Genomic DNA, 18,664 nt, shown 5'->3' on the forward strand with positions numbered 1-18,664 from the left:
AACCACTTGCGGACGGTTACAGCTTCTCGATATCTCCGCTATTCTTGTACATATTCATTAGACTGTTCGGCAGCACGCGGTATATCCCGTAAGCGACAAGAACGGTAATGAGCTTATCCGGCAGATCGACGACCAGCTCATCCAGGAAGGAAGCGAGCCAGACCGATTGGGTCCCTTGCAGCACATAACCGAATACGATATCGCCCCAGACATTGCCCGTCTGGCCGCCCCAGAACGCTACATTAAGCGGGGTGGAGATGACCACGGCCGTCAATCCTACGGCCAGACCAATGACGGCCGCCTTGCCCCAGCTCGAGATCCAGCCCTTATGCGCCATAATCCCGGCGACCAGGCCGATAAAGACGCTTGTCAAAGCGTAGACGAACGATATCGGATCCATCGTGAGGCCGTAAATGATATTGTTGATGAGTCCGGACAGCCCGCCGATTACCGGACCCGCCAGCATACTGGCCAGGACGGTCCCGATCGCGTCGAGCCATAGCGGCAGCTTGAGCACGCCGGCGAACAATTTGCCGATGTAGTTAATGCCGACCGCGACCGGGATCAGCACAAGCGCCGCGGTTGAGAACGACCATATGCTTCTTTTCGACATCATAATCCCTCCCGAAAAATTCATCCTTCTGTTCCTTATATCCCCGGATTGCTACAACATGCCCCTCTCTGAATCTGCCTTCATAGCTGCACCGTTCCGTCAATCATGCGGCCGTTCGCGAACGTTGCTGGACTCGGCGGCAGCGGCACCGTCATCATAATCATCAAGTGTTCCCTCTGAATGCCGAATCATGCGACGTCATGTAATCATTATCATGAACGAGACAGGCAATTTCTCTCTATTCGGCAGGCATACTGCGCAGAACGAATTCCGGCGGCTTCCGCTCCCGTCTCTTTCTTCTCACTATATCTTGTTCCAGAGCAAAAGAACAGGTCTTTTGTCGGCTCGTTCCGGAAGGAATTTGTAAGGGCTTCACCCCTGGCCGCGACGGGCTTTGACGCCTGATCAAAGACGGGATGGATGCCCCTTTTTCCCTGCCTCGCGCCTGCCTTGCCTTTTCGCTGCCATTAAAAAAAGGTCCGGTTCTGCCGATAAAAAAGGTAACGTATCAAAACTTTCACGCATTCCGTTGAACGCTGTCGAATGCGGGACGCAGGAAGCACCATTAACTCATGGATGAGGTGTGTATGGAATCATGGAAAAATCAACTTTGATCGGTCTTATCTTTGGCGTCGTTTCGATTACGCTAGGGATGTACTTTAAAGGCGCGCCGCTTTCGAATTTGGCCAACCCTGCTGCCATCATGATTATTTTTGTCGGTACGGCAGCCTCGCTGTTTATCGCCTTCCCGATGAAGGAATTGAAGAAATTCCCCAAGCTGTTGGGTATGATATTCAAGCCTCAGGCGCTGGTTGATCGGGTACAACTGATTCAGTTGTTCATGGAATGGGCCAGCATTACCCGCCGCGAAGGCTTGCTGGCGCTCGAATCGAAGATTGACGACATTCAGGATGATTTCCTTCGCAACGGAATGCGAATGATCATCGACGGGAACGACCAAGACTTCGTGCGCGATGTATTAATGGAGGATATTCATTCGACCGAAGAGCGCCACCGTGCGGGCGCGCTTATCTTTTCCCAGGCAGGAACCTACGCGCCGACGCTCGGGGTATTGGGAGCCGTTATCGGCTTGATCGCAGCTCTGGGGCAGATGGCCGATATGGAGCAGCTGGCCCACGCGATCGCAGCGGCCTTCGTCGCGACGCTGATGGGCATTTTCACCGGTTATGTGCTCTGGCACCCGATTGCCAACAAATTGAAACGGCTGTCGTACAGTGAAATTCAGATTCGGTTGATGATGGTGGAAGGCCTGCTGTCCATTCAATCCGGCGTATCGACGATTGCCATCAACCAGAAGCTGTCCGTCTTCCTGACGCCGAGCGAGCGTGCGCAGCTGAATGCGAAGGGAGAGGCTGGAGAATGAGCAACAAGCGCCGCCAGTCTCACGATGAACATGTCGATGAATCTTGGCTGATCCCGTATGCCGATATTTTGACTCTGCTGCTGGCCCTGTTCATTGTCTTGTATGGGATGAGCACGGTGGATGCGAAGAAGTTCCAGGAGATGAGCCAAGCCTTCAACATTGCCCTCGATAGCGGAGGCGGCGCGGGGATTCTGGATCAGCAAGCCATCATTCCGCCGAACAATACCAAGAATGGCATGAAGGGTGCGGATTCGAGCGCGGCCTCCCGCAACAGGGAGCGCAATGAATATATGGTGAAGGCCAAGCAAGAGCAAGCCGAGCTGGAGACGCTGCGGGACAAGATGGACGAATATATTGCCAATGGCGGCTTATCCAACCAGCTGAACACCGAGCTCAATCATTCAGAGCTGAAAATAACGATTAAAGACAGCGCGCTGTTCGACTCCGGGAAAGCGACCCTCAAGTCTGACGCCAAGCAGTTGGCCATCACGATCGGGGATATGCTGAAGCAGTACAAGGACAATGATATTGTCATCAGCGGGCATACTGACAACCGCCCGATTCGCAATAGCAACTTCGAATCGAACTGGGATCTGAGCTCGGCTAGGGCGCTCAGCTTCATGAAGGTCGTGCTTGAGCGTTCCGGTATCGATCCGAAGCACTTCAAGGCCGTCGGCATGGGGGAATATCACCCAGTAGCCGATAATAGTACGGTCGAAGGGCAGGCGCAGAATCGCCGGGTCGAAGTCTCGATCCTCCGCAGATTCGTAGACAAGGACGCGCCATCGGATCCGTCATCCGAACTGGATAACGGGGCGAATGCTCCATAAACAATCCGCGCCAGAACGGGAACAGAAGAGGGTGCTGTAGCCGGGAGCTTCGCGCTTCCTGCCGCAGCACCCTCTTTGTGTCTCTAGGTCGGCATTTTCTCCCCGGCCGGGACAGGCAGCCTGCCGGCCCCTGCCGGATCAGACGCGTCCACTGCCGGCAGCGTCACCATAACCTGCGTTCCCCGATTCAATTCACTCTTAATATCGATACAACCCCGATGACTGTGAATAATCTGCTGGCTCACCATCAGCCCCAGCCCGGTTCCCTTCTCCTTGTTGGTGAAGAAAGGATCCCCTAGTCGAGACAGATCCTCCGCTGGGATGCCAATCCCATAATCCTTGATGATGACAATGACGCTCTCAGTCCCGCGCGTCTCCACGATCAACTCGATCTCGCCGCCGCCGGGCATCGCTTCCATCGCATTTTTCATAATATTGATAAAGACTTGCTTCAACTGATTCTCCTCGCAGTCCACCAGAGGCACATCCTCATCGAATCGCTTGACGAATTCAATGTTGTGCAGATTGGCCTGACTGTCCAATAAGGAGAGCACGCTGTTCATAATGAGGCGCACATCCTTCGGTTGGAACCGCACCGCCTGCGGCTTCGCCAGAATGAGAAATTCGCTGACGATCAGGTTGATCCGTTCCATCTCGGACAGCATCAGCTCGACATGGTTCGTATTAACACGCTGGGTCTGCTGCTGCAATTGCAGGAATCCACGGAGCGTCGTCAACGGATTACGTATTTCATGGGCGACACCGGCCGCCAGTTGGCCGACGGTCGTCAGCTTCTCCGATCTCCGGAGCAGTTCCTCCATCCGCTTGCGGCTCGTCATATCCCGGGTAATGCTCGCCCAAGCGATGCGCTGCCCGTTCTCGTCATAGATCGGCGAAGTGCTCACGCTGACGTCGAGCAGCCGTCCATCCTTCGTCAGCCGTGTTGTCTCCCGGTTGCTAACGGATTGGCCGTCGACAAGCGCCGCTTCCGATCTCCGCTCCTCCTCCATCGCCGATTCAGGCAATGTGGGCAGCGGCTGGCCTACCACTTCCTTCTCCGTCCATCCGAACATATCGACGAAGGCCTGGTTCACCCGCTTCACCTGGCCTTGCAGATCGGTCACATGGATCGCATCATTCGACTGGTTGATGAACGATTCCAGATGCTCCTTCATCTCCCGATTCTCTTCATAGAGCGCGGTTAACCGGCCGGTAGAGAGCTGAAGATTGCGGGCCATCATATTAATGCGATTGGCCAGCAGCCCAAGCTCATCCTTGCGCTCAATGTTCAACTGGGTGTCGAACTGGCCGGCGGATATCATATTGACCTTGTTCAATATCGACTTGATCGGCTTAATAATCATACCTGCGAACAGATAGCTGCATATCAGGACCGCTTCCAGCAGCAGGACTCCGATCGCGATATTCCGCATCAATTGATCGTGCAGCGCTGCATTCAGCGCTTCAAAATCCATAACTACGCTCAATACGTAAGGCTCCTGAGTCTGTGTTCCCTGAATCGGAACAAAGCCCTTAATAATCGGGCGCTTTTGATAAACGGCCTCATAGAATAACGGCTTGTCCTCGGCCAGCGCTTCCCGGACATAGCTGATATCACGGTTGTCGCGGATATTATAAATCCCGTACAGCACCCGGCTGTCCTGCTGCCGAATATATTGGACGCCGTCGCTGCGCAGCGTAATCTTCGGAATCTGCTCCATCGCCCGCGGATTCAACGCGCTGATCTCCACCACATTCGCCTGGGTGCGAATCGTCTGATGGATGAGCAGATCCGGCTTGTTCAGCTCCGAATATACATCTACATTCCCGTCGCGTATATACGGATTAATAATATAATCCCGCTTGCCGTCGTAGTAATACCCCCACTTGTCCATGAATTCCGGGTTGGACGTCGATACATCGAACGGACCGGACCAGAAATGGTTCATCGTCTGGCCTTCCTGCACCGTGACCGGCTCCCCGTTCAATATCTGTTCAAAGGCCTTGTACCAATAGCCCCAAGTGCGGGTGGACAGGCCGATCTCCTTGAGGTCAGACGATTTCTCGATAATAATATCCTCCCCGTCGGGGGAACGGTGAAGCAAAGAAATATGGGCGACTCCCAATTCCTTGCATAGCTTCTCGAGCTGTTCATTCGTCACCTCTTCCAACTTGGGAGGAAGCTTGTCCGCCGCATAGATGGAAGCAATGTATAATTTCTCAGCCACTTGGATCTCAAATGCTTGGGAAGTCTGCAGAGATTGCTTGTAGGAGATATTAATCTGCTGCGCAATCACATTCATGCGCTGCTGCATTTCCTCGATGAGTTTATCTTTGGTGATAGTATAGGTGAGGGTCATATGAAGTAAGAGCACGACGAGCACAATGCAAGATATCGAGATGGATAATTTAGCTTTAATTGAAAGTTTCATGCTTCACCTCTATCAGGCGTCTATCCCAAGCTGTGGATAACTGGGACGACTTTTCCTGACAAATGTAGTATTTCACTGGATCTTTACATTCGAATCATATCTAATCTATAGCATTTTGTCCATGTTTTTTGGAGATAACGAAGAATAAAGAGTATAATTGAAAGCATCAGTGGACAGGTACAGAATGATTGCAAACATAGTTATACACAAAATGTGAACATCTATGGATAATATGTGGATAATTATGTGCGCAAATTTGTTTATCCACAGATTTATACACAGTGTGTTAACAATCCGAATGTCTGTTCGAGGAATAACGGGGGAATCAACAATGGAAGACATGATGGTACATGAACAATGGATGCGTGCAGCCATGGAGGAAGCGAAGAAGGCAGAGGCTATCGGAGAGGTGCCGATTGGCGCCGTCGTCGTTCGGGACGGGCAGATTATCGGCCGCGGCCATAATCTGCGCGAGACGACGCTCGACTCAACCGCTCATGCGGAGATGATCGCTATCCGGGAAGCAAGCAACGCTCTCGGAGCTTGGCGGCTGCTGGATTGCACCTTATACGTCACGCTGGAGCCGTGTCCGATGTGCGCGGGGGCGCTCGTTCAATCCCGCTTGCCGCGTGTCGTCTACGGGACGGCCGATCCGAAGGCCGGCTGTGCCGGAACGCTCATGAACCTGCTGCAGGAGCCCCGTTTCAATCATCGGGTCGATATTATCGAAGGCGTGCTGCAGGAGGAATGCGCTGCGATGCTGACCGACTTCTTCCGCCGTCTGCGGAAGAAGAAATCATAGCGTTCTCATGTCCTTGTCCTTGTAAGGCCTAACGGCCCGCCAGCCCTGTCCCAGCGGCCATACCTCCTTTAGCGCTACGATGCAAGGGCATGGTCTGGCAGCCTTGACCACCATGCAAGCAAGTACTTGCATTCATAACATTCCGCCGATACAATGCAGGTAAGTCGACTAAGCTATTATCTCATCTTCAATGACGTGTCGGCGCGGGATGTGCAATACGACGATTTTCGCAGCCTGTGCGGCCCCGGCACCAGCACAGATTTCCACCAAAGCAATGGACTCGGCCCTTTCCTTGTCACCCCCGATGAAGTGGGCGATCCGCTATCTTTAGCCGTTTCAGTGCGGATAAGCAATCGATGGATATGGGAGGGCTGCACCTCGGAATATTCAGCTCACCCGCAGGAGGTCGTCGATTATATTGGTTCGATCTTCACACCGCCCCCGGCACGATTGTCGGTATGGGCACCATTCCCGGTTGCTGCGGCCTGGTTCGCGATCAATGGTACGTCCGGGTGACAGAGTATCGATTATATTCGACAAGCTTCTTTTGCCTGGCAAGGCGATCGCATCTGCTGCAAGGAGAGCCGCAGCATCCGGTCCGGATTCCCGCACTCTTCTTTTTGATTCAGCATCCTTCACGCGGCAATATTTTGTTCGACACTGGCTATTCTACCGATTCCATGCTATTACTTCGCGGTTCCCTTACGATCACGCCGACGGCGTTCACGACTTTACGCATGCTTCCATCTATATTGACCGGCGGGAGTGGGAGTTCGGCCAGCGCTTCATGTGGAGGCTGCTTCGGAAAGGCTACCTCAAGCCATTGTATAATCAGATTAATCCGTCTACAATAAATCTATTAGATTTCGGAGCAGGCTGCGGTTCCTATGGACCGTTCGAACATGCCATTGACTTGCTGTCCGATGGCTCGCTTATTCTCGTCCCGCTGCGTGGTCATACTATCGGGCAATACGGCCTCTTATTGAACCAGCCCGATGGGCGAAGATATTTTCTGATGGCCGATTCCGTCTATGTGAGGGCGAATTACCGGACGCTTGCGACAGGAAGCTGGGCGAGCCGACTCGCCCATTATAATGCCCGTCTGTACGAGAGTCTATTTCCGATACTGCGGCAGCTCGAAGAGAGCAATCCGGAGATGGTATGCATTCCATCCCATGATTCGGAGGCTTATGAGCAATATGTTGTCGACGGGCCGCAGCCTTTTTAACACCACCGGGATTGCCCCAGTGAAGCCTATGCAACGATGCTCGTATCGATGAATTTCGGCTCCTTATATCATCGACTCATGCACGGAGGCATATCGGGAGTCTCCGAGGAAGACTTCATCGAAGACTCCATCGCTATCGTCGCGGATGGCCTAGTACCATAGCCTTAACGGGTCAGCCGGAGCATACAGCTGGCCGGTAACATATTGACTTTGACCATTTTGCTTCGATTAACCAGCAAGCTTTAAATATAGCGGAATCCCTCATTTCTTTTGCCAACGGACAGATTGTTAAGCAAAGACACGGCGGTTCCCATCGCCTCGGCAAGGGGAGGGGATAAGCTGCACTGATGCTGGCTTACGCGTCTTTACGGCAACCAGCGCCGCATCCGCGGGCCTCCATAACAAAAACCGGCTCTCGTACATGAGAGCCGGTTTTCTTCTCGCTGTGTTATTAATATCCAGCGAACATTTCCTCTAATTCGTCCATCGTAATGGCATCCGCTGGCTTGCCGATTTTGAATTCAACCGGCTTGTTGATGTTCGAATATTGGGTCGTCATCTTGGCGGCAATTTTGACTTGGTCGCCATCTTCGGAGAACTCAAGATTTACTACCGCACGTTGATATGTCGGGAATTGATCTTTATTAATGGCTGTCAACAAGCTAAGCTCATTGATTTTCATCGTTTGTTTAATCTCTTCGATGCCCTTCTTCAATTCATTCTCGTCCGTAGCGATTTCCTTCTTCGCTTCTTCGATATCCGCCTTCTCCAGCTCGAACAGCTTGAGATACTCATCCTTGTTCAACGCGTCGAGTGCGGCAGGAAGCGCATCCTTCACCAATGTCGTCACGAATTGATCGAAGTTGTCATTGCTGACGTTGAATTTCACGACTTGATTCACATCTACGCCTTCCGGCAGAGCAGCTTCCTTCTTGTCGACATTAACGAAGAAAGATTTCTCTTCGAACTTGCCAAGAACGGCCTTCACCAGATCGTTAGACGCATTTTGCATCGTCTTCATGTCTGCTGCCGTAGGCATTGTTTCGCCAGATTCTTCTGCCAGCTGCTTCAGGTCGAACTCGATGAACTTGCCAACGATCTCGGTCGGCATTGGAAGCATCGGAATGTTCGGCACTTTAATCCACATCTTGTCTTCCGTCATTACTATTGGAAGTGTGAATGTCATTGCCATGTCGCCCTGGAGCTTCACTTCCAGGTTCGCTTCAAGCTGCAATGGCTCCTGCTGGACAGCGCCGGAGACTTTCAGCTCCGCGTTCTTCAGCATGCTCATGACCATCTGCGCGTTCGGATCCGTCGCGCTCGCTGCATTAATTTGCAAATCATCGATTACGATGGATGTTTCGAATCCGTATGATTTCAATTCAAGCGCCTTTTCAAATGCGCCTTCAACCGCCGCTCTTGGAGCAGCCGCTTTGGCCCCGCACCCCGTGATGATGAGGGCGAAGACAAAGAAGATCGCCAACGCGCCCTTGTACCATCTTTTCATGTTTACGTTCAGCTCCCTATCCCATTTTGTCGTATCTGGATAACCCAATCCATATTACCCTATACGAATGAATTTGAAAAGAGTTCCAAAGATTTAAATATCGTAACTAGCAGCAAAGACATACGAAATATGTCCTGCGCCCTTTCTGCCTAGTGAATATCTTTCTTTTTGAAGCGCCCGCCCTTCACGTCATGGATATTGCCGATCGCCAGAAACGCTTGCGGATCCTGCTCTTCGACGATGGATTTCAGCTTCGCTTCCTCCAACCGGGTAATGACCGTGAAAATAATTTTCTTCTCGTCGCCGGAGAAGCCGCCTTCCCCATTCATGTACGTCACCCCGCGGCCCAGCCGGCTCAGGAGCGCATCGCCGATGGCCTTATAGTTCTCGCTAATAATCCATACCGCTTTGGAATCGTTCAAGCCTTCTACCGTAATATCAATCATTTTGAACGCAATGTAATAGGCAATCAGCGAATACATCGCCCGATCCCAGCCGAATACGAAGCCTGCGCTCGACAGAATGAACAGGTTGAAAAACATGACGATTTCGCCGACAGAAAAAGGCGTCTTTTTATTCAGCAAAATGGCCACGATTTCCGTACCGTCCAACGAGCCGCCAAAGCGGATCACCAACCCGACGCCGATCCCTAAAATGATGCCGCCGAATACCGCTGCCAGAAATGTATTCTCCGTGAACGGCTGTACCGGATGCAGCAAAGCGGTGCTGAACGACATGACAGCGACGCCAAGCAGGGTCGATAACGCAAACGTTTTGCCGATCTGCTTGTATCCCATGATCAGGAACGGAATGTTGAGAAGAAAGAGAAACACACCAAGGGGAACGGAGGTAACATGGGACAAAATAATGGATATCCCGGTGACACCGCCATCGGTGATCTGGTTGGGAACGAGAAATAATTCCAACCCGACACCCATCATGATCGAGCCGAGCGCAATGAATATAACTTGTCGCAGCATCTTGGCAAAGCCCATCTTCGTATGCTGGTAAGACGGCTGCAGCGCCGCGACGGCCGCCGCAGGGTCTATTCCCGGAATGGACGCTGCCAACATGGCGTTGCTATTATATTCTGCGTCGGCTTGCTCATCGCAAGTGCGCTGCGATTGCGCTGCAAATCCGGATTGTTCCTTCGGGGAGTCTGTCATCGCATTCACCTCTCTATTATGTCATTACTATTATATTATATCGGAATAGAGCATGGTTAGGTTACAGTTGGTAAAAATTTTTCGTTCTCTTAATGAGTGGATCAAAAACGGCCTCCTCCCGATGGGGGAAGAAAGCCGTGAAATCACTTACGTATGAAGGCGTGCGATCCGATGATTAGGTCAGCCTTCCGGGTTATTATGGCTCACATGGTTAGCGGTCTTGACCTTCTTTGAGCCCGATAGCGGCTCTTGAATTCCTTTGCGGCCTTCCGCCTCATGATGGCGGACCTGCTGCTCCGCGGCGGGAACAGGGATAGACTTCGGCTTGTTCATTGAAAACCACGTTCCTTTCCAAAGATTTATTAATGCTCCAGATCGGTAGGCTTGTCATGATTCAACGCATCCTGATGCCTCCGGTCATTGCGATCCTGCTGAATCTGCTGCGCATGATGCGAATTGGCCGGGGCCGTCTCGAGATCTTCAATCACATTACGCAAATTTTTATCCTTATCTTTTGTGTTCATCATTACCCTCCGTTCGCCGTCGTATCGCCATGATGGGTCAGATCATGAAGATGCTGGGCGCATTCATGAATATGTCTCATGTAATCCTGCGCCATCTCCTGCACCGGTTGCGTCCGTTCGTCAATATGCACACCGTCGCGCTCGACATCGATTAGCTGCAGCTCAATCTCCCTCGAGTCGACATAGCTGCAATGGAAGTCGAATGTGTAGCTCGTACGCCCGTCACTGTCGATATGAATGAGAAATGCTTGCGGATTCGCGGCATCCGGCAGAATGGTCGCTTTGTTGCCCGGCTCTAATTTGTTCGTCAACGTTTGCTGCCATGCAGCCACAAGCTGATGTTGATCCACTTGTACGATATCCTTGTCGTTCATGACCACACCTCCACTATTCCTTTACAGTGTGTGGCGCGGACCACGATTTTATACTATGCCGGAGTTATCTCCAAAATACGTCCGCCGGTAATGCAAAAAAACCTTTGCCGGTATCGGCAAAGGCTTCATTATCATGACTATAATGGCGGAGAGGGTGGGATTCGAACCCACGTGGGCTTGCACCCTAACGGTTTTCAAGACCGCCCCGTTATGACCGCTTCGGTACCTCTCCATTGGTTGACTGCCCGCTTCAAGTCGGACAGTCTATATTTTAGCATGATTGAATACAACACGCAACTGTATATTTTTAGTTACGGAGTCAGACGCTCCAATCCACCCATATACGGACGCAGTACATCCGGAATGATGACACTGCCGTCTGCCTGCTGGTAGTTCTCCAATATCGCGGCGACCGTACGGCCAATCGCGAGCCCCGACCCGTTCAGCGTATGAACGAACTCCGGCTTCGACTTCGCATCGCGGCGGAAGCGGATATTCGCGCGCCGCGCCTGGAAGTCTTCGAAGTTCGAGCAGGAGGAGATTTCGCGGTAGGTACCGCTGCTCGGCAGCCATACTTCCAGATCATACGTCTTCGCCGAGCTGAAGCCCAGGTCGCCCGTGCACAGCGCCATGACGCGATAAGGCAGCTTAAGCTGCTGCAAGATGTTCTCGGCGTGGCGGGTGAGCGATTCCAGCTCTTCATAGGAGTCTTCCGGCTTCACCAGCTTCACCATTTCAACCTTATTGAACTGATGCTGGCGAATAAGCCCGCGCGTATCGCGTCCTGCCGCACCGGCTTCGGAACGGAAGCAAGCGCTGTAGGCCGTATAGTACCGCGGCAGCTCCTCCACGTTCAGAATCTCATCCCGATGCAGATTCGTAACGGGCACTTCCGCCGTCGGGATCAGGAAATAGTCCGTCCCTTCCAGCTTGAACAGATCCTCTTCGAACTTCGGAAGCTGTCCCGTTCCGATGAGGCTGTCCCGATTGACGATGAGCGGCGGCAAAATCTCTTCATAGCCATGCTGCATCGTATGTACATCCAGCATGAAACTGATAAGCGCCCGCTCCAGACGCGCACCGGCCTTCTTATAGAAGACGAAGCGGGAACCGGTTACCTTGGCGGCCGCTTCAAAATCAAGAATGCCCAAGTCTTGGGCTGCTTCCCAATGCGCCTTCGGCTCGAAGGAGAAGGATGTCGGCTCGCTCCAGCGGCGAATCTCCACATTCTCCTCTTCCTTCAGACCGACAGGAACGCTCTCATGCGGAACGTTCGGGATAGCCAGCGTCATCTCGACGATGTGGGCATCAATGCTCCGAATTTCCTCATCCAGTTCCTTAATCCGGTCCCCAACCTGGCGCATTTCGGCAATCAGATCATCGGCGGATTCACCCGCCTTCTTCTTCTTCGCCACTTCTTGAGAGACGACATTGCGGCGGTTCTTCAGCTGCTCCGTCTCCTGTAGCATCTCTCTGCGGCGAGCATCCAGTTCAGGGAACTCGGCGATCATCTCTTTCGATTTGCCTCGCTGCTCCAGCGCTTGCTCTACCCGTGCAAACTCATTTCGCAATACTTTGGTATCTAACACTACCGATTCCTCCTACGCATGCAGAAAGGGCGATTGCCCCTTCCACGAAGCAAGGAGCACCGATTCTGCCTCTATGACTGATTCATTAAAAACACCTTAACCTGTCCCTTGAAGGAATCGCAAGTCAAGGTGTTTTTTTCATTGCGTTCTATCTTTATCCTGCTGCAATTCCGCTCTGTTTAACCATATCGGCAAAATAACGATGAAGATTAACATCATCCGTCAGCTCCGGATGGAAAGAGCAGGCCAGCAAATGGCCTTGTCTGGCGATGACAATCTCTTCGTTCACTTTGCACAGCACGTCCACACCGGGACCGGCTTCCGTAATAAGGGGAGCCCGGATAAATACCGCCCGAACCGGCTCATCCACCCCGATAACGTCCAGGTCGGTCTCGAAGCTCTCACGCTGCCGTCCGAACGCATTGCGGCGCACCGTGATGTCCATCAGCGCCAGATGCGGTTCTTCAGCTCCGCCCTGGCCGGCGATGCGCTTGGCCAGCACGATGAGTCCGGCGCATGTGCCGAAAAGCGGCTTCCCCTGGGCGGCAAAAGCGCCGAGTGCCTCCACGAAGCCGTATTTCCGCATCAGCTTCCCGATCGTCGTGCTCTCTCCGCCGGGAATAATCAATCCATCGATTTCTTCCAACTGTTGGGGATGCTTGATGGCTAACGCGGTGACTTCGATGGCTTCCAGGCTTCGCATATGCTCTCTGACGGCCCCTTGCAGGGCCAACACCCCGATCTTCATACCTGTTCCCTTCCTTCTTACCAGCCGCGATCCTGCATGCGCTCGGATGGCGCCAGCTTGGAGATCTCAATCCCCTTCATCGGCGTGCCCAGGTTCTTCGATACTTCCGCGATCAGCGCGAAGTCTTCGAAGTGGGTTGTCGCTTCCACGATAGCACGCGCGAATTTCTCCGGGCTGTCGGATTTGAAAATGCCGGAGCCTACGAATACGCCGTCTGCCCCCAAATGCATCATCAGAGCCGCGTCAGCCGGTGTAGCGACGCCCCCCGCCGCGAAGTTGACGACCGGCAGCTTGCCGTTCTCATGCACCTCAAGCAGCAGCTCGAAAGACACGCCCAGATTTTTCGCTTCCGCATACAACTCGTCCTTCGACAAATTTTGAACTTTGCGAATCTGGCTGTTAATAAAGCGCATATGACGCACGGCTTCTACAATGTTCCCCGTTCCTGGCTCACCCTTCGTTCGAATCATGGCTGCCCCTTCGCCGATACGGCGCAGCGCCTCGCCCAGATCCTTCGCTCCGCAGACGAAAGGGACCGTGAACGCTTGCTTATCAATGTGATACACTTCATCCGCCGGAGTCAATACCTCGGATTCGTCAATATAGTCAACGCCAAGCGATTCCAACACTTTGGCTTCTACGTAATGGCCAATGCGAGCCTTCGCCATAACAGGGATGGAGACAACCTTCATAACTTCCTCTACAATGGTAGGATCCGCCATCCGTGCGACGCCGCCTGCGGCGCGGATGTCCGATGGGACTCGCTCCAGCGCCATGACTGCCGTCGCGCCGGCCGCTTCCGCAATCTTTGCTTGCTCCGCGTTCATGACGTCCATAATGACGCCGCCTTTTTGCATTTCTGCCATACCACGTTTAACACGAGCTGTACCTGTTTCCATTATGCCTGCCTCCCGCCATTTGCTATCGTAATGATGCCCGGAGGATTCTTCAGCATCCCATGCTGTAGCCTATCGGGCCAACCGTAATGGTCTATCCCCTTATTCTACATGATAGAACAGGGAATACACAACCGATTTTGTCGGAATTGCCTGCCCGGAACGGCCAAAATCGTCCTTTAGAACAAATTTTTGATGGATTGGAACAAATCAACGAAAAATTCCCCGATGGCCCGGAAAAACAACCGCCACCAGCTGCCCTTTTCCACCTCTTCCGAGGCAATCAGATTTACGGTCTTCTTTTGCTCCAAGCCGTTATCTTTGTATGTGAACGTAATCGTTCCGACCTTCTGCCCGTTCTTGATCGGTGCAACCAACTCGTTGGCTGGAGTGAGCATCTCTTCATGCGTAACTTTGCCTTCCGTGCTGGCCCCCTTCGCCACGGCGAAATTTACGCCGGTCTCGGGCACAACAGGCACCTCGGTGGAGACGCCCTTCTTAATCGGAGCTGCTGCGACGCCGTCCACCGCCTGCTTCGGGGCCACGACGGTCTGGACTTCATAGTTGTTATACCCGTGATCAAGCAGCTTGGCGGTTTCTACGAACCGTTTTCCTTTATCGTTAATATCCGTGCCCATGACGACGGAGATGAGGCGCATGCCATCCCGTTCCGCCGTTCCGGCAAAACAGTTGCCCGCTTCGTTCGTGAATCCCGTCTTCATCCCGTCCAGACCCGGATACGCATACCGCTTGAAGTTCGGAATATTCTTATTCGCTTCCAGCATCCAGTTCAGATTTTGAATCGGCGTCTCGTCACGCTCGCGGAACTTATATTCCTGGATCGTCGTAAAGTCCCGGAATTCCGGATGCTTGATGACAATCGCACGAACGAGCTTCGCCACGTCCATGGCGGACATGACGGTCTCATCCGTACCTTCCGGACGGAACTTCTCCGGCATATCCTCCCGGCCTAACCCGGTCGAATTGATGAAGTGCGCCGTCGTCATGCCGAGCTTCTTTGCCGTCTCGTTCATCAGGTTCGCGAACTCTTTCTCAGTTCCCGCGATCCGCTCCGCAAGCGCTACCGTCGCATCGTTCGCCGATCCGATCGCCATCGCGATATATAGATCCCGAACCGTATGCTTGTCCCCTTGCGCGAGGAAGATGCGCGAGCCCCGCGTCAGAGAAGCATGCTCGGATGTCGTGACCTCTTCGTCCCATGACAACTCCCCGTTCTTCACCTTCTCCATGACGATGTACTCCGTCATCATCTTGGTCATGCTGGCCGGAGGCTTAGGGGTATTCGAATCAATATTTACAAGCACTTGTCCTGTGCTAGCTTCCATTAGAATAGCCGATGTTACTTCCAATTTGAGCGACTCCTTGGTCGCCTTCACCGCAGACGCAGACTCGCCCTTATTCGCTGCGGCTTCCCCTTTCTCTGCCGTCTGTGCAGCAGCTTCAGCAGCAACCATGCCAGCCGAAGGAAGCAGCGTGAATGTAAGTATCTGGCAAGCCGTTGCAAAAGCGACGATGCGCTTCCACTTGCCTTTTTTTGTCGCGTCTTGTTGTTTCAACACTAGCGTCATCTCCTCTCCCATTGAATCCATATGTTATTCTATCACAGCGAGACAGACAAAAAAAAGGCAAGGGTGTTGGACCCTGCCTTCTTTTGCCGATAAAACGGGATATTAATATTTTACAAGGAATAATTTGGCGCTTCCTTCGTAATTTGCACGTCATGCGGATGGCTTTCCCGAAGGCCGGCGCCCGATATTTTGACAAAATGCGTATCGTTCTGCAACTCTGTTAGATTATGCGTGCCGCAATACCCCATGCCTGCCTTCAATCCGCCCATCAATTGATGAATGGTATCAGCCAGCGGCCCTTTGTAAGCGACGCGGCCTTCGATGCCTTCCGGCACAAGCTTCTTCTCGTTGCTGCTATCTTGGAAATAACGGTCCTTGCTGCCTTTCTTCATCGCTCCCAGGGAGCCCATGCCGCGGTATACCTTGAAGCGGCGGCCCTGGTAAATCTCCGATTCGCCCGGGCTCTCTTCGGTGCCAGCCAGGAGGCTTCCCAGCATGACGGCCGATGCCCCTGCCGCGATCGCCTTCGTAATGTCGCCGGAGTACTTGATGCCGCCGTCGGCGATGACCGGGATGCCATACTCGCGTGCGACCGTGGCGCAGTCATACACCGCCGTAATCTGCGGAACGCCGATACCGGCGATAACCCGAGTCGTACAGATGGAGCCCGGCCCGATGCCGACCTTGACCACCGAAGCGCCTGCTTCGATCAGGTCGCGCGTCGCTTCGCCAGTCGCCACATTGCCGGCGACAATCGTCAGCTCAGGATATAGCTCGCGCAGCTTCCGTACCGCTTCAATGATATTGATGTGATGGCCATGCGCCGAGTCGACGACGATGACGTCTACGCCAGCTTGCACCAACGCTGCCGCCCGATCGAACGAATCTTGGGAGATGCCGATTGCGGCGCCGCAGAGCAAGCGCCCTTGCTCATCCTTGGCCGCTTGTGGGTATTGGATTGCTTTCTCGATATCTTTTATCGTAATGAGGCCTTTCAGCGTGTTCGTCTCGTCCACAAGAGGCAGCTTCTCAATTTTGTGCTGCTGCAGAATGACTTCTGCTTCTTGAAGGGTTGTGCCGACGGGTGCGGTCACCAGATTCTCATGAGTCATGACTTCCTTGATTTGAATATTGTAGTCATGGACGAAGCGCAGGTCACGGTTTGTCAAAATCCCGACCAGCTTATGCTGCTCGTCCACAATCGGAACGCCGCTGATCCGGTATTTAGCCATCAGTTGGTCCGCTTCTTCTACCGTATGCTCGGGAGACAACGAGAACGGATTCGTAATAACCCCGCTCTCTGAACGCTTGACGCGGTCTACCTCCTCCGCTTGGCGTTCGATCGACATGTTTTTGTGAATAATGCCGATTCCGCCTTCGCGCGCAATCGCGATCGCCAGCGGTGCTTCCGTTACGGTATCCATCCCTGCACTAATCATCGGAATGTTCAACTTTACTTTGCTGCTCAACTGCGTAGATACATCTGTTTCCCGTGGCAATACATTCGATTTACGAGGCACCAATAGCACATCGTCAAACGTTAACCCTTCTTTTGCAAACTTAGACTCCCACACCAGTAAGTTCCTCCCTTAATGTAAAGTTGCACTCAGCGGACAAACCCTTGTAATGACGGGCTTGTCCGCTGATTAGAATACTCTCTCTCAATATATTAATTGCAATCTTAGCAAAGCGCCTTACCCCTGTCAAGGAAAGGTTGCAGGAATCCGCACTTTGTTTTCAATTAATTTCAGTAATTTTACAAACGAATGAATGTCCACTCCACATGTACATTCGACAAAGGTCGTGCCCTAAGCGATGAAGCACCTCGTTCTGGTAACCTGTCACATAAGGTGACCCTTTCTGGGCGATTCTATGCGCGTAGGAGCGCATTCCGATGGGGCGGATGGATTTCCTCCTTCGCGTTAGTTCCGGGAATACGCGCGCCGTTAGGGCACGTCGCGTGCTGCGTGCGGCCTGCGGCGTTCCCCTGACCTTAGCCGCACATGCACGATGCCAGTTAACCCGGGCGTCATGTAGGCGAGGATAGGGTCGGCCTGCCCATACTGCAGCATTCTCCTGCCCGGGCATAGTCAGTACGGGAAATGCTGCAGCTCTGCACGATTTCTCTAGACACGCCTGTTCGGCAGGCGAAAATCCGGCAAACTGCACAATTTCTCTTGGTTGGCCTACTCGAAAAACGAAATCCGGAAGAACTGCACGAACTCTCTAGACTCGCCTATTCGGTAAACGAACTCCTGAAGAACTGCACAATTTCTCTAGGCAGACCAATTCGGCAGGCGAACTCCGGCAAAACTGTACGATTTCCCAAGACACGCCTATTCGGTAAGCAAAATCCTGCGCAAATGCAGCAATTTGATATGTACCGCTTCACCAGAATAAGAATCCTGCAAAATTACAGCAATTTCCACCGACTCGCTTCGATTTGGAGCAAAAGGGACTAAAATGATGTAGATTCGCAGGAATTCCTCTGTATAAGGGCCCATTGGGCCGAAATTCCTGTAAAAACGCAGCAATTCCCTCCGCACGCTCAGCCCCTGAAGGTCAGCCCCAGGAAACAACAACGCTTTTAGAATGCGATGATGCCTCGGGATGCAACCGCCTCCAGATACAACCGAGCTTCTGCGCCTCCAGGATCAGAGGGTGTCTCTCTGATGTTGCTCTAGGAAAAGATAACGCCTCTCCGATACGCCTCAGATGACATTTCAGAATGCAACGATGCCTCTAGGATGCGATAACGCCCCAGGATGTGACGAGCCTCAGGATGCGATGACAGGTCCGACCGGTTACCGCGTTGCCCTGCACCGCCTCTGCCCCGTCTGGACGATTCCGCTTTGCCCCCGGAACCCGCCCTGGATACAATAGCTGCGGACATAAAAAAACCACCGACAGAAAGTCAGTGGTCTTTGTCTGCTTGGCAGCGTCCTACTCTCCCAGGACCCTGCGGTCCAAGTACCATCGGCG

General features: G+C 52.9%; 17 protein-coding genes and 1 tRNA gene. 5 read left to right on the forward strand and 13 right to left on the reverse strand.

Annotation, left to right across the window (positions count from 1 at the left end; translation table 11 throughout):
* Positions 1-16 precede the first annotated feature (16 nt).
* Complete coding sequence (locus tag DQX05_RS22730; protein WP_119795747.1) at positions 17-616, reverse strand: ECF transporter S component; 600 nt, start codon at positions 614-616, stop codon at positions 17-19.
* A 592-nt stretch (positions 617-1,208) separates the two neighbouring features.
* On the opposite strand from DQX05_RS22730, the gene motA reads away from it, so the two are divergent.
* Both motA and DQX05_RS22740 read left to right on the forward strand, forming a co-directional pair.
* Positions 1,209-1,997, forward strand: a complete 789-nt coding sequence (gene motA / locus DQX05_RS22735; protein ID WP_119795728.1) for a flagellar motor stator protein MotA — start codon at positions 1,209-1,211, stop codon at positions 1,995-1,997.
* Entirely contained in the window at positions 1,994-2,827 is an 834-nt protein-coding gene (locus tag DQX05_RS22740) for a flagellar motor protein MotB (RefSeq protein WP_119795729.1), read from the forward strand. The genes motA and DQX05_RS22740 overlap by 4 nt, the downstream gene beginning before the upstream one ends.
* A gap of 83 nt (positions 2,828-2,910) precedes the next feature.
* Here DQX05_RS22740 and DQX05_RS22745 read toward each other — a convergent pair whose 3' ends face one another.
* Positions 2,911-5,259 (reverse strand): sensor histidine kinase, encoded by a 2,349-nt coding sequence (locus DQX05_RS22745; protein WP_119795730.1) that lies wholly within the window; start codon positions 5,257-5,259, stop codon positions 2,911-2,913.
* Between the two features lie 331 nt (positions 5,260-5,590).
* On the opposite strand from DQX05_RS22745, the gene tadA reads away from it, so the two are divergent.
* The 3 genes from tadA to DQX05_RS22760 all read left to right on the forward strand — a co-directional run bounded on the left by tadA (position 5,591) and on the right by DQX05_RS22760 (position 7,289).
* A complete protein-coding gene (gene tadA / locus DQX05_RS22750; protein ID WP_119795731.1) occupies positions 5,591-6,061 on the forward strand; it encodes a tRNA adenosine(34) deaminase TadA in 471 nt (156 codons plus the stop codon).
* A 153-nt stretch (positions 6,062-6,214) separates the two neighbouring features.
* The gene (locus DQX05_RS33305; RefSeq protein ID WP_119795732.1) at positions 6,215-6,577 is read left to right on the forward strand and encodes a fumarylacetoacetate hydrolase family protein; all 363 of its coding nucleotides are present in this window, start codon (positions 6,215-6,217) and stop codon (positions 6,575-6,577) included.
* Positions 6,561-7,289 carry an MBL fold metallo-hydrolase gene (locus DQX05_RS22760; RefSeq protein WP_119795733.1) on the forward strand — a complete coding sequence of 243 codons (729 nt, stop codon included), beginning with the start codon at positions 6,561-6,563 and terminating at the stop codon, positions 7,287-7,289. Before DQX05_RS33305 ends, DQX05_RS22760 begins: the two co-directional genes overlap by 17 nt.
* Positions 7,290-7,740: 451 nt before the next feature.
* Here the strand turns inward: DQX05_RS22760 and DQX05_RS22765 are convergent, their stop codons facing one another.
* The 11 genes from DQX05_RS22765 to guaB form a co-directional block, all read right to left on the reverse strand.
* Complete coding sequence (locus tag DQX05_RS22765) at positions 7,741-8,796, reverse strand: DUF6612 family protein (RefSeq protein ID WP_119795734.1); 1,056 nt, start codon at positions 8,794-8,796, stop codon at positions 7,741-7,743.
* A gap of 149 nt (positions 8,797-8,945) precedes the next feature.
* Positions 8,946-9,962 (reverse strand): YitT family protein, encoded by a 1,017-nt coding sequence (locus DQX05_RS22770; protein ID WP_397335895.1) that lies wholly within the window; start codon positions 9,960-9,962, stop codon positions 8,946-8,948.
* Between the two features lie 180 nt (positions 9,963-10,142).
* On the reverse strand, positions 10,143-10,295 hold the full coding sequence (locus DQX05_RS22775; RefSeq protein ID WP_119795735.1) for a small acid-soluble spore protein P: 153 nt from the start codon (positions 10,293-10,295) through the stop codon (positions 10,143-10,145).
* Between the two features lie 29 nt (positions 10,296-10,324).
* Positions 10,325-10,486 (reverse strand): hypothetical protein, encoded by a 162-nt coding sequence (locus DQX05_RS31055; RefSeq protein ID WP_182914879.1) that lies wholly within the window; start codon positions 10,484-10,486, stop codon positions 10,325-10,327.
* A gap of 2 nt (positions 10,487-10,488) precedes the next feature.
* Entirely contained in the window at positions 10,489-10,860 is a 372-nt protein-coding gene (locus DQX05_RS22780) for a hypothetical protein (protein WP_119795736.1), read from the reverse strand.
* A 143-nt stretch (positions 10,861-11,003) separates the two neighbouring features.
* Positions 11,004-11,092, reverse strand: a tRNA-Ser gene (locus DQX05_RS22785).
* 79 nt (positions 11,093-11,171) lie between these two features.
* Positions 11,172-12,449 (reverse strand): serine--tRNA ligase, encoded by a 1,278-nt coding sequence (gene serS / locus DQX05_RS22790; RefSeq protein ID WP_119795737.1) that lies wholly within the window; start codon positions 12,447-12,449, stop codon positions 11,172-11,174.
* Positions 12,450-12,603: 154 nt separating this feature from the next.
* Complete coding sequence (pdxT, locus tag DQX05_RS22795; RefSeq protein ID WP_119795738.1) at positions 12,604-13,197, reverse strand: pyridoxal 5'-phosphate synthase glutaminase subunit PdxT; 594 nt, start codon at positions 13,195-13,197, stop codon at positions 12,604-12,606.
* Positions 13,198-13,214: 17 nt separating this feature from the next.
* Positions 13,215-14,099 (reverse strand): pyridoxal 5'-phosphate synthase lyase subunit PdxS, encoded by an 885-nt coding sequence (gene pdxS / locus DQX05_RS22800; RefSeq protein WP_220483243.1) that lies wholly within the window; start codon positions 14,097-14,099, stop codon positions 13,215-13,217.
* A 173-nt stretch (positions 14,100-14,272) separates the two neighbouring features.
* Positions 14,273-15,682 carry a D-alanyl-D-alanine carboxypeptidase family protein gene (locus tag DQX05_RS22805; protein WP_259392181.1) on the reverse strand — a complete coding sequence of 470 codons (1,410 nt, stop codon included), beginning with the start codon at positions 15,680-15,682 and terminating at the stop codon, positions 14,273-14,275.
* Between the two features lie 110 nt (positions 15,683-15,792).
* Positions 15,793-17,256 carry an IMP dehydrogenase gene (guaB, locus tag DQX05_RS22810; protein ID WP_119795741.1) on the reverse strand — a complete coding sequence of 488 codons (1,464 nt, stop codon included), beginning with the start codon at positions 17,254-17,256 and terminating at the stop codon, positions 15,793-15,795.
* Between the last annotated feature and the right edge of the window lie 1,408 nt (positions 17,257-18,664).

The organism is Paenibacillus thiaminolyticus (assembly GCF_003591545.1).
GTDB lineage: Bacteria > Bacillota > Bacilli > Paenibacillales > Paenibacillaceae > Paenibacillus_B > Paenibacillus_B thiaminolyticus_A.

Coding starts and splice junctions, on each gene's coding strand:
- DQX05_RS22765 (WP_119795734.1), bottom strand. CDS start 8,796: ATGAAAAGATGGTACAAGGGCGCGTTGGCGATCTTCTTTGTCTTCGCC.
- DQX05_RS31055 (WP_182914879.1), bottom strand. CDS start 10,486: ATGAACACAAAAGATAAGGATAAAAATTTGCGTAATGTGATTGAAGAT.
- motA (WP_119795728.1), top strand. CDS start 1,209: ATGGAAAAATCAACTTTGATCGGTCTTATCTTTGGCGTCGTTTCGATT.
- tadA (WP_119795731.1), top strand. CDS start 5,591: ATGGAAGACATGATGGTACATGAACAATGGATGCGTGCAGCCATGGAG.
- DQX05_RS22740 (WP_119795729.1), top strand. CDS start 1,994: ATGAGCAACAAGCGCCGCCAGTCTCACGATGAACATGTCGATGAATCT.
- DQX05_RS22805 (WP_259392181.1), bottom strand. CDS start 15,682: ATGACGCTAGTGTTGAAACAACAAGACGCGACAAAAAAAGGCAAGTGG.
- pdxT (WP_119795738.1), bottom strand. CDS start 13,197: ATGAAGATCGGGGTGTTGGCCCTGCAAGGGGCCGTCAGAGAGCATATG.
- DQX05_RS22780 (WP_119795736.1), bottom strand. CDS start 10,860: ATGAACGACAAGGATATCGTACAAGTGGATCAACATCAGCTTGTGGCT.
- DQX05_RS22745 (WP_119795730.1), bottom strand. CDS start 5,259: ATGAAACTTTCAATTAAAGCTAAATTATCCATCTCGATATCTTGCATT.
- DQX05_RS33305 (WP_119795732.1), top strand. CDS start 6,215: ATGCAGGTAAGTCGACTAAGCTATTATCTCATCTTCAATGACGTGTCG.
- DQX05_RS22775 (WP_119795735.1), bottom strand. CDS start 10,295: ATGAACAAGCCGAAGTCTATCCCTGTTCCCGCCGCGGAGCAGCAGGTC.
- DQX05_RS22770 (WP_397335895.1), bottom strand. CDS start 9,962: ATGACAGACTCCCCGAAGGAACAATCCGGATTTGCAGCGCAATCGCAG.
- DQX05_RS22730 (WP_119795747.1), bottom strand. CDS start 616: ATGATGTCGAAAAGAAGCATATGGTCGTTCTCAACCGCGGCGCTTGTG.
- DQX05_RS22760 (WP_119795733.1), top strand. CDS start 6,561: ATGGTACGTCCGGGTGACAGAGTATCGATTATATTCGACAAGCTTCTT.